This is a genomic window from Paraburkholderia rhizosphaerae, assembly GCF_004366595.1.
Classification (GTDB): Bacteria; Pseudomonadota; Gammaproteobacteria; order Burkholderiales; family Burkholderiaceae; genus Paraburkholderia; species Paraburkholderia rhizosphaerae.
Window position 1 is genome coordinate 22,667 of sequence record NZ_SORE01000015.1, and the last position, 12,594, is coordinate 35,260.

General features: G+C 64.5%; 10 protein-coding genes. 8 read left to right on the plus strand and 2 right to left on the minus strand.

Annotated elements, in window-relative coordinates; translation table 11 throughout:
* Window positions 1-90: 90 nt before the first annotated feature.
* The 4 genes from BX592_RS19740 (at window position 91) to BX592_RS19755 (ending at window position 3,447) form a co-directional block, all read left to right on the plus strand.
* A complete protein-coding gene (locus BX592_RS19740; RefSeq protein WP_134193610.1) occupies window positions 91-906 on the plus strand; it encodes a tetratricopeptide repeat protein in 816 nt (271 codons plus the stop codon).
* A gap of 185 nt (window positions 907-1,091) precedes the next feature.
* Complete coding sequence (locus BX592_RS19745) at window positions 1,092-1,673, plus strand: peptidylprolyl isomerase (RefSeq protein WP_134193612.1); 582 nt, start codon at window positions 1,092-1,094, stop codon at window positions 1,671-1,673.
* A gap of 154 nt (window positions 1,674-1,827) precedes the next feature.
* Window positions 1,828-2,322, plus strand: coding sequence for a peptidylprolyl isomerase (locus tag BX592_RS19750; RefSeq protein WP_134193614.1), 495 nt, complete (start codon window positions 1,828-1,830; stop codon window positions 2,320-2,322).
* A gap of 327 nt (window positions 2,323-2,649) precedes the next feature.
* Complete coding sequence (locus BX592_RS19755; protein WP_134193616.1) at window positions 2,650-3,447, plus strand: UDP-2,3-diacylglucosamine diphosphatase; 798 nt, start codon at window positions 2,650-2,652, stop codon at window positions 3,445-3,447.
* 91 nt (window positions 3,448-3,538) lie between these two features.
* Here the strand turns inward: BX592_RS19755 and cysE are convergent, their stop codons facing one another.
* Both cysE and BX592_RS19765 read right to left on the minus strand, forming a co-directional pair.
* Window positions 3,539-4,336, minus strand: a complete 798-nt coding sequence (gene cysE / locus BX592_RS19760) for a serine O-acetyltransferase (protein WP_134193618.1) — start codon at window positions 4,334-4,336, stop codon at window positions 3,539-3,541.
* Between the two features lie 279 nt (window positions 4,337-4,615).
* Window positions 4,616-5,440: an RNA methyltransferase gene (locus BX592_RS19765; protein WP_134193858.1), complete on the minus strand. Its 825-nt coding sequence runs from the start codon at window positions 5,438-5,440 to the stop codon at window positions 4,616-4,618.
* 680 nt (window positions 5,441-6,120) lie between these two features.
* Here BX592_RS19765 and BX592_RS19770 point away from each other — a divergent pair.
* The 4 genes from BX592_RS19770 to BX592_RS19785 all read left to right on the plus strand — a co-directional run bounded on the left by BX592_RS19770 (window position 6,121) and on the right by BX592_RS19785 (window position 12,583).
* Window positions 6,121-6,924 (plus strand): inositol monophosphatase family protein, encoded by an 804-nt coding sequence (locus BX592_RS19770; RefSeq protein WP_134193621.1) that lies wholly within the window; start codon window positions 6,121-6,123, stop codon window positions 6,922-6,924.
* A gap of 75 nt (window positions 6,925-6,999) precedes the next feature.
* Window positions 7,000-8,298, plus strand: a complete 1,299-nt coding sequence (gene lplT, locus BX592_RS19775; RefSeq protein WP_134193623.1) for a lysophospholipid transporter LplT — start codon at window positions 7,000-7,002, stop codon at window positions 8,296-8,298.
* Between the two features lie 288 nt (window positions 8,299-8,586).
* Window positions 8,587-11,235 (plus strand): DNA mismatch repair protein MutS, encoded by a 2,649-nt coding sequence (gene mutS / locus BX592_RS19780; RefSeq protein ID WP_243849642.1) that lies wholly within the window; start codon window positions 8,587-8,589, stop codon window positions 11,233-11,235.
* Entirely contained in the window at window positions 11,201-12,583 is a 1,383-nt protein-coding gene (locus BX592_RS19785) for a hypothetical protein (protein WP_243849633.1), read from the plus strand. Before mutS ends, BX592_RS19785 begins: the two co-directional genes overlap by 35 nt.
* The last annotated feature ends 11 nt before the right edge of the window (window positions 12,584-12,594 follow it).

A 12,594-nucleotide genomic window follows, 5' to 3' on the forward strand; every position in this document is an offset into this window, starting at 1 on the left:
CACGAGTGGCGAAAGACAGATCTGAGGTTCAACGGAACGCACAGACCTTTTGTTAGAATGGCTCGGAGTATAACATCCAGACCTCTCCCTATGAAATCTTCCAGCGGCCGCGCACGAGGCGCCGCGCACATTGCGGCGCCGGCGTCGCTCGCCTTGCGCAGCGTGTCGCCACGCGTGACGTCCCGGTCCAGTTTGGTCGCCACCGCGGTCGCCGGTTTCGGCGTGACACTGTGTGGCATCGCGCTGCTGATCGTGCCAGGCACCCCCGCTTTCGCGCAGAAAACCGATGTTGTGTCGCACGCGCCCGCGGTTCGAGACGCCACTCCGGATGCGGATACTTCGATCGCACAAAAGAACTGGGACGCGGCGCTCGCCGAGCTCAATGCGCGCATCGCGCAAAATCCGCGCGACGCGCAAGCAAGGTTCAAGCGCGGGACCGTGCTCGCGCGCATGGGTCGCACCGACGACGCGATCGCCGCGTTTACCGAATTGACGCAGGCGTACCCCGAACTGCCCGAGCCGTACAACAATCTTGCAGCGCTGCTTGCGAAAGAGGGGCGCTATGGCGATGCGCGCGTCGCACTCGAGACCGCGACGAAGGCGAATCCGGGCTACGGTCTCGCGTTTGAGAATCTCGGCGACCTGTACCTGCGCATGGCCGCGCAGGCATATCGCCGCGCGCAGAGTCTCGGCACCGCGAGCGCGACGATGCAGCAGCGTCTCGCCGACCTCGAAAAAATCGTGTCGCCGCCGAAATCTGCTGCTGCCTCGCCCGCACCCGCGAGCGATGCCGCGGGAGACTATACGACGCGCGCCACGTCGAACATCACCGAGACGCCGGCATTCCAGTTCGGCGGCCCGAACGGGTCGCTTGCGATTCCGCCGTACATGGCGCCATCGCGATGAGCGTTGCGATGTGTCGCGCGGCAGGCCGTATGTCGGAGCGTGACACGTTGCGTCGAATGCGCGTTCCTGGTGGCGTCCTTAGTTGGGTCGTTAGTTGGGTCGTTCGCTACGTCCATCAGCAGCACGCCGGCGGCCGACGCCGCGGCACCTTCCCTGTCGTCTTCATCCGTTAATCGAGGAACTCCATGAAACGCTTGTTGTTGGCGCTCGGCAGCGCCGCCCTCGTCGCACACGCGCCCGCGTTTGCACAGTCCGCCGCGCCGGCCGCGCATCCGTCTGTCCTCTTCAAGACGTCGGATGGCGATATCCGCGTCGAACTGTATCCCGAGAAAGCGCCGAAGACCGTCGCCAATTTCCTCGAATACGTGAAGTCCGGCCAATACACCGGCACGATCTTTCATCGCGTGATTCCGGGCTTCATGATCCAGGGCGGCGGCTACACGACGAGCTTCGCCGAAAAGCCGACGCGCGCGCCGATTCCGCTCGAAAGCCGTAATGGCCTGAAGAACATGACCGGCACGATCGCGATGGCGCGTACCAGCGATCCGAACTCGGCGACCGCGCAATTCTTTATCAACACCGTCGACAACGCGAATCTCGACTATCCGAATCCGGACGGCAACGGCTACGCGGTATTCGGCAAAGTGACGTCCGGGATGGACGTCGTCAAGAAAATCGAAGGCACACCGACCACGACACGCGGCCCGATGAGCGATGTACCGCAAAAGCCGATCGTGATCGAATCGGCGAGCGTCGTCAGCAAGTAGTAGTCTGAGAACAAGCGCTTTTCCGTCTCGTCGAAACAAGGACGGCAAAGCGAACCGGAACCGCCTGGGCGCGCACTGCGGCTGCTTGCACCGCTCTGCCTGCACCGCATACGGCGCGCCTTCCACTTACCCCGCTTTGATCAAGGAACCCATCATGGTTGAACTGCATACGAACCACGGCGTCATCAAGCTTGAACTGGACGCCGAAAAAGCGCCGAAGTCAGTCGAGAACTTCCTCAACTACGTGAAGGCCGGCCACTACAACAACACGGTGTTTCACCGCGTGATCGACGGCTTCATGATCCAGGGCGGCGGCTTCGAACCCGGCATGAAGCAGAAGCCGACTGAGGCGCCGATCGACAACGAAGCGAATAATGGCCTGAAGAACGTGAAAGGCTCGATCGCGATGGCGCGTACCAACGACCCGCATTCGGCGACCGCGCAATTCTTCATCAACGTGAACGACAACGACTTCCTGAACCACTCGTCGCCGACGCCGCAAGGCTGGGGCTATGCGGTGTTCGGCAAGGTCGTCGACGGACTCGACGTGGTCGATAACATCCGCAAGGTGAAGACGGGCTCAAAGGGCTTTCACCAGGATGTGCCGGTCGACGATGTGGTGATCGAAAAGGCGGTCGTCGTCGAGTAAGCGGGACAACTGCGCGGAACAGTTGCGCAGAAGCACTGCGCAACGACACCGCGCGGCGACGCATGCGGGCGGCACATTCGTGCGACGCATGCGGCTTGACAGAAATTGTGCTCGCAACCGTGCGGGCGCAACTCACGTAGGACGCGCGGCAGTACGCGCTGCGCCGATCGACCACCCGGCGAGGGCACTCCCGAGTGGCGCTTCAATTGACAAACGCAGCACCAAACCCAGCGGTCAATCCGCCGCCGTGGCTGGAATACGATGTCCGCCATGCGGCTGCAGCTATTCCATAATCGCAAAACGAGCAATCAAGAGAACACACCGTCGATGCTGCAAGAAAGGTCGCTGCGAAGCGTCGCTGCGGGCGTACCAGGAGAAGGCAAGCGCCCGCACGCCGCACGCCCGTTTTATTTCCTGTCGGATCTGCACCTGTCCGAGGCGATGCCGCGCACCGTCGCGGCGTTCGAGCATTTCATCCGCGTCAACGCGGAGCACGCGGACTCGGTATTCATCCTCGGTGACCTGTTCGAATACTGGATCGGCGACGACATGCTCGCCGAACCGTTCCCCGCGCGCATCGCGGCGCTAATGCATACGCTATCGGAGCGCGGCATCGCGCTCTATGTGATGCACGGCAACCGCGACTTTCTGCTGGGCAAGCGTTTCATGAAAGCGGCCGGCGCGATCTGGCTGCCTGACCCGTTCGTGATTACGTCGTTCGGCACACGGATCGCGTTGGCGCACGGCGATGGTCAATGCACGGACGACCGCCGGTATCTGCGCTTTCGTCGCATCGCACGCAACCGTTTCGCACAGTGGCTGTTTCTGTTGTGGCCGTACCGATGGCGCAAGTCGCTTGCCGAGCGAATGCGGCACGCGAGCGAGGAGAACCGTTCGCGGCCGGTATCGCCGCGCTATGACGTGACGCCCGAAGGCATTGCGTCACTCTTCAAGAAAACCGGGACCGCGACGATCATCCACGGCCATACGCATCGCCCTGCCCGCCATCGCGAGACGGGTGGTACGCGCTGGGTGCTGCCGGATTGGGACCTCGATCACGGCGAACGCCGCGGCGGTTTTCTGAAGATCGATGCCGAGGGCATTCGCGCGCTACCGCTCGATTGACGCTCGGGTACGGTTCGCGGCAATGCGCTCGTTTAGCGAGGCTCGCATTGACGCCGCCGCATCGATGCGTAACGTCAAGCAACACGCGACGTCAATGCGGCTCCGTACCTGACTCGACTTTCCCTTCGAGCGCCGCCGACAGGCGCCGCAAATCGAACAAAGCCGCATCGGCGCCTTGCAGCGCTTCGAGGCGGGTGCCGAGCCGCTCGAGTGCGGCGACGATTTCGTCGATGCGCTGCGACTGGTTCGCCGCGTGATTGACGAGCCCATGAATCGCCAGCGATACCGGATCGTCCGCATTCGGCGTGATGCCATACGCACAGAATTCCGGGCGCGCGGCCGCGGGCTTCACCGTGCCGCCGCCGACCGCGCGTGCCGGAGCAATCACTCGTGCCGGATTGCCGACCGCGGTGGCGCCCGCCGGCACTGGCTTCACGACAACGGCGTTCGAACCGATTTTCGCGTCCGCGCCGACCGTAAAGCCGCCCAGCACCTTCGCCCCGGCGCCGACGATCACGCCGCGCTCGAGCGTCGGGTGCCGCTTCGCACCGCGCGTCAGCGACGTGCCGCCCAGCGTCACGCCCTGGTAGATCGTGCACTCGTCACCGATCACGGCCGTCTCGCCGACCACGACGCCCATCCCATGATCGATAAACACGCGACGGCCGACCGTCGCGCCCGGGTGAATCTCGATGCCGGTCAGAAAGCGGCCGATCTGCGATACGACGCGCGCGAGCCAGTAGCGTTTCACGCGCCAGCACGCGTGCGCGAAGCGATGCAGCACGAGCACATGCAGGCCCGGGTAGCACGTCAGCACTTCCCAAGCGCTGCGAGCGGCGGGATCGCGCTCGCGGATCGTGGCGATGTCTTCGCGAAGTCTCGTGAACATGTCAGTGGGTGCCGTCGTGGAGATGCCGTGGAGAAAAGTCTTGCCCATCCAACCGTCCGGAAAGCCGACGTTATCGGATTGTCTGCTTTGCTTATGACGTTTCTGGCGATTGTAGGTCGATTCGCGCCAGGCTGCCGATGCCCATTCGGCCATTAAGGTCGAACCGGCTCGGTCGATTCGAAACGTGTCGACATCCAATGGGAAGTGGCAGCGAGAGACAGAGCCTCGCGCTTCGCGCACTCGTGTGGTGCGCGACATGGCGGGTATGCGCGCGGCCGCTCACGAATGATCGCCGTCCCGGCCTTTGGCTTTCAGCAAGATGTGCTTCGCAATACCGCGCACGATATTGACCTCTTCGCGCTCGAGTCCCGCGCGCGCAAATAGCCGCCGCAGCCGCGACATCAGTTTTTTCGGATTGGCCGGATCGAGAAACTCGAGCGCGATCAGCGCATTCTCGAGATGCACGAACATTCGCTCGACTTCGTCGCTGGCGGCGCGCGCGCTCGCTGCGCCCGAAGCGCCCGAAGCAACGCAAGCCGCGCTTGCCGAAGCGCCTTCATCAGGCGCGTCCTGATAGGCGATCCGCAATTCATACGACAGCACCTGTACCGCCTGCGCGAGGTTCAGCGAACTGTACGCGGGATTGGCGGGAATATGCGCAAGCGCGCTACATCGCTCGACGTCCTCGTTCGACAGCCCGGTGCGCTCGTTGCCGAACACGAGTGCGATGTCGCCGCTCGCCGCATGTTCGCGCGCGTGCGCGGCCGCGCGACGCGGCGTCAGTTGCGGGGGGCCGTATTCGCGCGAGCGCGCGGTCAGCGCGAGCGACCATTGCACGCCGGATAACGCGTCCGCGAGCGTCGGCACCACATGCGCGGAGGCGAGCACATCGTCCGCGCCGCTCGCCATTGCAATCGCTTCCGGATCGTTCTGCACATTCGCGACGCGCGGCGCGACCAGCACGAGCCGCGTGAAACCCATCGTCTTCAGCGCACGCGCGGCAGCGCCGACATTGCCCGGATGGCTGGGCTCGACAAGCACGAAGCGCGTCGACGTAAAGCCGCCGCGTACCGGCCTCGCGCTATCGGACGCATTGTCGGGCACGTTGCCGGACGCGTCGCTGGACGCGCCACCCGCCGCGACACCAGCCCCGCCAGACGCGCCGGAGCCGCCACCGCGCGGTAGAGCGCCGTCGTCGCCCGCGCCACTCAGGCGTCGGCTGGGCCCGATGGGCGTCGCGGAAGCGGAAGATTCAGAAGGCGAACGAAGCGCGTGCAATTGGACCACGATGACAGGTAAGAGCGGCAGAACAGCTATGGTAGCGCCAACCCGCCGCGTCGTTGCACGATCGCGTTGCATGCCCGTTCGGCCGGTTCGCGGCAGCGCGCCCGCCGCGCGCATGCCGGAAGCGGCGAGACTCGGGTAAAATCATGCGATTCGCGCGCCATCGCGCTTGCCGCACCGCCGCCTTCGCTGCTCTGCGACCCTCGTCAAGGTATGCCGAGGGTTCACCACGATGCACGGCGCAATACCGCGCAAGCATCACGCAAGCGGGCGCCTCGCTCTTATCCAATTCGTCTTTCGTCGACGGAACGTTCGCAAACCGGCTCGGCCCCAGTTGCGATACACGTTGCGCGGTTCGCACGAAACACGCGGTGTCGTACCGTCAGTTCACGCGGTGCTGTCACGCGTATCGAGCGTATCGATTGCACCGGATGTATCGGCACGACGGCCGGCCACTGCGCCGACAGCCGCCGTGCTATTCGGCAAAAGGATCCCGACTCATGCATCCCATGCTCAACATCGCGGTTAAGGCCGCGCGCCGCGCCGGACAGATCATCAATCGCGCATCGCTCGATCTCGATCTGATCCAGGTCTCGAAAAAACAGCACAACGATTTCGTCACGGAAGTCGACAAGGCGTCGGAAGCGGCGATCATCGAAACGCTGACCACCGCCTATCCGGATCACGCAATCCTCGCCGAAGAATCCGGCCGTTCCGAAAACGAATCCGAATATCAGTGGATCATCGATCCGCTCGACGGCACCACGAATTTCATCCACGGTTTCCAGTACTACTGCGTGTCGATCGCGCTGGCGCATAAGGGCATCGTCACGCAGGCGGTGGTCTACGATCCGACGCGCAATGACCTGTTTACCGCGTCGCGCGGCCGCGGCGCCTATCTGAACGACCGGCGCATCCGCGTCGGCCGACGCGACCGGCTCGCCGACGGCCTGATCGGCACCGGCTTTCCGTTCCGCGAGAAAGACGGCCTCGGCGCGTACACGACGCTGTTCGGCGAGATGACCGAAGCGTGCGCGGGCCTGCGCCGCCCGGGCGCCGCCGCACTCGATCTGGCGAACGTCGCCGCGGGCCGCATGGACGGCTTCTTCGAACAGGGCATCAACGCGTGGGATATGGCGGCGGGCAGTCTGCTCGTGACCGAAGCGGGCGGCCTCGTGGGCAACTACACCGGCGACTCCGATTTCCTGCACGTGCACGAAATCGTCGCGGCCAATCCGAAAATCTACGCACAGATGGTGCCGATCCTGTCGCGCTACAGCCGCACGAAACAGCAAGCGGCTTGACGCCCGATGAGGTGAACGGCAAGGCGGCTTCGGCCGCCTTGCCGCTTGTGGTGTGAAGTTTCTTTCATTCGCTTCATGAAAAAAGGCTTCTACACGATCATCGCCGCGCAATTCGTGTCGTCGCTCGCGGACAACGCGCTGCTGATCGCCGCGATCGAGCGGCTCACGCTCCTGCGCTCGCCCGCGTGGATCACGCCGCTGCTGCAGATCTTCTTTACGATCTCCTACGTGCTGCTCGCACCGTTTGTCGGCGCGTTCGCGGACGCGCTGCAAAAGCGCCACGTGATGTTCGTCGCCAACGCACTAAAAGCGGCCGGCTGCCTGCTGATGATCTTCAGCGTGCATCCGATGATCGCGTACGCGGTTGTCGGCTTCGGCGCCGCCGCGTACTCGCCGGCGAAGTACGGCATTCTCACCGAACTGCTGCCCGCCGAGCGGCTGGTCGCCGCGAACGCGTGGCTCGAATCGGCGACCGTGCTGTCGACCATCGTCGGCACGATGCTCGGCGGCGCGCTGATCAGCACTTACGCGGCGCGCTTCGTCGCGCATGCGCACCTGCCGCTCATCAGCAGCAACGCGGACCTCGCGATGTTCGTCGTGATGCTGACCTACGCGAGCGCCGCCGCGATCAACATCGGCATCCCGGACACCGGCGCGCGCTATCCGAACCGGCTCGTCGAACCCGGCAAGCTGGTCGGCGAATTCGTCGATTGCTTCAACGTGCTGTGGGCGGACCGGCTCGCGCAAATCGCGCTGTGGGTCACGACACTGATGTGGGGCAGCGCGGTGACGCTGCAACTGCTGGTGCTCAAATGGGCCGACGTGAATCTGGGTCTGTCGCTGTCGAAAGGCGCGGTGATTCAGGGCGTCGCCGGCCTCGGCATCGCGCTCGGCGCGGCCGCCGCGGCCGCATGGATTCCGTTGCGCGGTTCGTTGCGCGTGCTGCCGGTTGGCATCATCGCGGGCCTCGTCGCGATTGCAATGGCGTTCTACAGCAAAGGGCTTTTCCCGCCGGGCGCCGGTCTACGCGTCGGGTCGCTGTTCGCGCCCGCTTACATCATCCTTGCTTATCCGTTGATGATTCTGCTTGGCGCGCTGTCCGGGTTCTTTATCGTGCCGATGAACGCGATCCTGCAGCATCGCGGCGCGACGCTGCTGTCGGCCGGACACTCTATTGCCGTACAGAACTTCAACCAGAATCTCGCGGTGCTGCTGATGCTCGGCGCGTACGCGCTGCTGTTGACCGCCAAGATGCCCGCGCCATGGATCATCGCGCTGTTCGGCACATTCATTACCGTGATGATGTGGCTTGCGAAACGGCATAGCGCGGCCAATGCGCGCAAGGTCGATCTGGGCGCGTTAATAGGCAAATGAGTTTCGCGAATGAGTGAGCGGGTGCATGAGCCGGCGAAGCAGCCGGCAGATCAGTTGACGAATGATCAACACATAAAGTCGCATGCAACGAACCTCGGCCATTCGGCTAGCTTCACAGCGGCACCCAAAGGGTTAAACTCACGCCCTGAACTGCAACGCATTAAAGAACCGAGGATGGGCACTCCAATCGCAGCCGCTGACGAAGCACCCCGAGCATCCGGCGTACCGGGCATCCAGCAGGACACCGCGCGCACCGCGGCCCCGACGCCCGAGTCCGCGCACACGCCGATGATGCAGCAGTATCTGCGCATCAAGGCAGAACACCCGGGCACGCTCGTGTTCTACCGGATGGGCGACTTCTACGAGCTCTTCTACGACGATGCGGAAAAAGCCGCACGGCTGCTCGATCTCACGTTGACGCAACGCGGCGCGTCGGCGGGCACGCCGATCAAAATGGCCGGTGTCCCGCATCACTCGGTCGAGCAGTATCTCGCGAAGCTCGTGAAACTCGGCGAATCAGTCGCGATCTGCGAACAGATCGGCGACCCGGCGACCTCGAAGGGACCGGTCGAGCGCAAAGTGGTGCGCGTCGTCACGCCCGGCACGCTGACGGATGCCGCGCTGCTGTCCGATAAAAGCGATGTCTATCTGCTGGCCGCGTGTGCCGCGCACAACCGGCGCGGCGTCGCGACCACCGTCGGCCTCGCGTGGCTCAATCTCGCGAGCGGCGCGCTGCGCCTTGCGGAGGTCGCGCCGGACGCCGTCGCCGCCGCGCTCGAACGGATTCGCCCTGCGGAAATTCTGTTCGCCGATCTGCCCGCGTCCGACGCGAACGCATGGTCGCCGCCCACCGGCAGCGGCGCGCTCACACATGTGCCGAGCTGGCACTTCGACATCGCGTCGGGTAAGCAGCGGCTGTGCGATCAACTGGATGTCGCAAGCCTCGACGGCTTTGGCGCGCATTCGCTGACCTGCGCGTGCGGCGCAGCCGGTGCGCTGCTGCTCTACGCAGCGGCGACGCAAGGGCAGCAACTGCGGCACGTGCGCAGCCTGAAGGTCGAGCTGGAATCCGAATACATCGGCCTCGATCCGGCCACGCGACGCAATCTCGAACTCACTGAGACGCTGCGCGGCACCGAATCGCCGACGCTCTTTTCACTGCTCGACACCTGCTGCACGACGATGGGCAGCCGGCTGCTGCGTCACTGGCTGCATCATCCGCCGCGCGATGCGTCGTATGCGCAAGCGCGCCAGCAGGCGATCGGCGCGCTGCTCGACGCGTCCGCGGAATTGAATCCCGCGACCAGCATCGATACGTTACGCGGCGCGTTACGTCAAATTTCCGACATCGAACGCATCACCGGACGGTTAGCGCTGCTGTCCGCGCGGCCACGCGATCTGTCGAGCCTGCGTGATACGTTCATCGCGCTGCCCGAGCTGCGTGCGCAACTCGCCGGCATCGCCGCCAACGCGCCATCGCTCGCGCGTGTCGATGCGTCGCTGGAACCGCCGGTCGCATGCGTGGAACTGCTGTCGCGCGCGGTCGCGCCGGAACCCGCGGCGATGATTCGCGACGGCGGCGTAATCGCTCGCGGCTACGACGCGGAACTCGACGAGTTGCGCGATATTTCCGAAAACTGCGGCCAGTTCCTGATCGACCTGGAAACGCGCGAACGGTCGCGCACGGGCATCGGCAATCTGCGCGTCGAGTACAACAAGGTGCACGGCTTCTATATCGAAGTCACGCGCGGCCAGACCGACAAGGTGCCTGACGACTATCGCCGCCGCCAGACGCTGAAGAACGCCGAACGCTACATCACGCCGGAACTGAAAACCTTCGAAGACAAAGCGCTGTCCGCACAGGAACGCGCGCTGGCACGCGAGAAATCGCTATACGACGCGCTACTGCAGGCGCTGCTGCCGTTTATCGCGGACTGCCAGCGCGTGGCCGGCGCGCTCGCCGAACTGGACCTGCTGGTCGCGTTCGCCGAACGCTCGCGCGCGCTCGACTGGGTTGCGCCGTCGTTCACACCGGCCGGCGGCATCGATATCGAACAGGGCCGGCACCCGGTCGTCGAAGCGCAGGTCGAGCAATTCATCGCGAACGACTGTCTGTTGACCGCCGAGCGCAAGCTGTTGCTGATCACCGGCCCGAACATGGGGGGTAAGTCGACGTTCATGCGGCAGACCGCGCTGATCGCGCTGATGGCCTACGTCGGCAGCTATGTGCCGGCGCGGCGCGCATCGTTTGGCCCGATCGACCGCATCTTCACGCGCATTGGCGCAGCAGACGACCTCGCCGGCGGCCGCTCGACGTTTATGGTCGAAATGACGGAAGCCGCGGCGATTCTCAACGACGCGACGCCGCAAAGCCTCGTGCTGATGGATGAAATCGGCCGCGGCACGTCGACCTTCGACGGCCTCGCGCTCGCGTGGGCGATCGCACGGCATCTGCTCGCGCACAACGGCAGCCAGACGCTGTTCGCCACGCACTACTTCGAACTGACGCAATTGCCGGCGGAGTTTCCGCAGGCGGCCAATGTGCATCTGTCAGCGGTCGAGCATGGACACGGCATCGTATTCCTGCACGCGGTCAACGATGGGCCGGCGAACCAGAGCTACGGGTTGCAGGTCGCGCAACTGGCCGGCGTACCGGCCGCGGTGATCCGCGCGGCGCGCAAGCATCTGGCCCACCTCGAGCAGCAGTCCGCCGCGCAACCGGCGCCGCAACTGGACCTGTTCGCGCCGCCGCCGCTGGTGCACGACGCGGATGACGATCAGGATGACGACGCCGCGGCCGCGCGCTCCGATCCGGCCACGGACGCACTCGTCGAACGGCTGCGCGCGATCGATCCGAACGAGCTGCGTCCACGCGACGCGCTCGATCTGCTTTACGAGTTACATGAGCTGGCCACGGCCCCGGACGCGCAGCGCTGAACGCGCATCGGTTGCATGGGCCGCGACGGCGGTCGCGGCATCGCGCGCCGCGCTGGGTTCGGCCGCGCTTGTCTGCGCGTGCTGGGTACCCGGAAGCGCAAACGCGGCCGCTGCGCACTATGCGTTCGCGGTCGTCACCAGCACGTTGCAAAGCGCCACTGACGAAGCGCCGACGCAACGGCTGATCGATGCGATCGGCCGCGATACGCAAGTCGCCTTTATCGTCTATGACGGCAATCTGAAAAGCGGCAGCGAACCGTGCCGCGACTCGTTGTACGAAACGCGCGAGGCTCTGCTGCAGGCATCGAAGCCGGCGCTCGTGTTCGTTCCTGGCCAGCACGACTGGGCCGATTGCAACACCGCCGCGGCCGGCGGCTTCGATCCGGTCGAACGACTCGACCAGCTGCGGCAAACGCTCTTCACCGACGACTCGTCGATGGGCCAGAATCCGCTGCCGCTTGCGCGTGAAAGCGAAGTGTCGCGCTTTCGTACGTATCGTGAAAACGTGCGCTGGCAACTTGGCGATACGGTGTTCGTCGGCCTGAATGTGCCGAGTCCGAACAATCACTATCTGACCGCCGGCGGCCGCAACGGCGAATTCGAAGACCGGGTGATCGCGAACGCGTTCTGGCTCGACCACGCGGCTGAATATGCAAAACGGCGCGACGCGAAAGCGATTGTCGTATTCGTGCAGGGCGACTTCGACCCTGAACGCTATGAACGGCGCGAACGCTTCGCATGGCTACGTTTCGAGCACAAACCGCGCGATGGATATCTGGAATTCAAGCGCAGCCTGGTCAAGCTCGCCGAATCGTTTCGCGGGCCGGTGCTGGTGATTCATCAGGATGACGAGCCAGTGCGCGGCGGCTTTATGATTGATCAGCCGTTGCGCAACGACAAAGGCGCGCTGGTGACAAACCTCACGCGCATCGCGATCGCGCCGCACAACCGGCTTACCCAGTGGGTACAGATCGATGCGGACTTCGCGCTGCGTACCCCGTTTCGCGTGAGCCTGCACGAGGTGCCGAAGGATATGCCTCTGCCGCCGACGCTGCCGCTACCCGCTCACAACGACTACACGAATCCGCTGCCCGAGCCGATGCCACTAGTACCGCAGTATTCGCCGGCTCCGGACCTGCCGCCACTGCTGCCGGCGCCGCAATCGTCGCCGGTCATTCCGTCAATACCTGGCACGAACCGCCCGGCGCCTGGCGCGACGCCCGCCACGCCGGACGCGAGCCCGCCGCCGGACCCCACACAAAGCGAAGGGGACGAAGCGGGCGATGGCAACGGGCATAGGCCCGGATCGTCTGCTTCGTCCCCTTCGATGGGAACGGTAACGCCTTAAAGATCAGTGCA

Excerpts from the sequence above, each read along its gene's own strand:
- cysE (WP_134193618.1), bottom strand. The coding sequence starts at position 4,336 with ATGTTCACGAGACTTCGCGAAGACATCGCCACGATCCGCGAGCGCGAT.
- BX592_RS19745 (WP_134193612.1), top strand. The coding sequence starts at position 1,092 with ATGAAACGCTTGTTGTTGGCGCTCGGCAGCGCCGCCCTCGTCGCACAC.
- BX592_RS19770 (WP_134193621.1), top strand. The coding sequence starts at position 6,121 with ATGCATCCCATGCTCAACATCGCGGTTAAGGCCGCGCGCCGCGCCGGA.
- lplT (WP_134193623.1), top strand. The coding sequence starts at position 7,000 with ATGAAAAAAGGCTTCTACACGATCATCGCCGCGCAATTCGTGTCGTCG.
- BX592_RS19740 (WP_134193610.1), top strand. The coding sequence starts at position 91 with ATGAAATCTTCCAGCGGCCGCGCACGAGGCGCCGCGCACATTGCGGCG.
- BX592_RS19785 (WP_243849633.1), top strand. The coding sequence starts at position 11,201 with ATGAGCTGGCCACGGCCCCGGACGCGCAGCGCTGAACGCGCATCGGTT.
- BX592_RS19750 (WP_134193614.1), top strand. The coding sequence starts at position 1,828 with ATGGTTGAACTGCATACGAACCACGGCGTCATCAAGCTTGAACTGGAC.
- BX592_RS19755 (WP_134193616.1), top strand. The coding sequence starts at position 2,650 with ATGCTGCAAGAAAGGTCGCTGCGAAGCGTCGCTGCGGGCGTACCAGGA.
- mutS (WP_243849642.1), top strand. The coding sequence starts at position 8,587 with ATGATGCAGCAGTATCTGCGCATCAAGGCAGAACACCCGGGCACGCTC.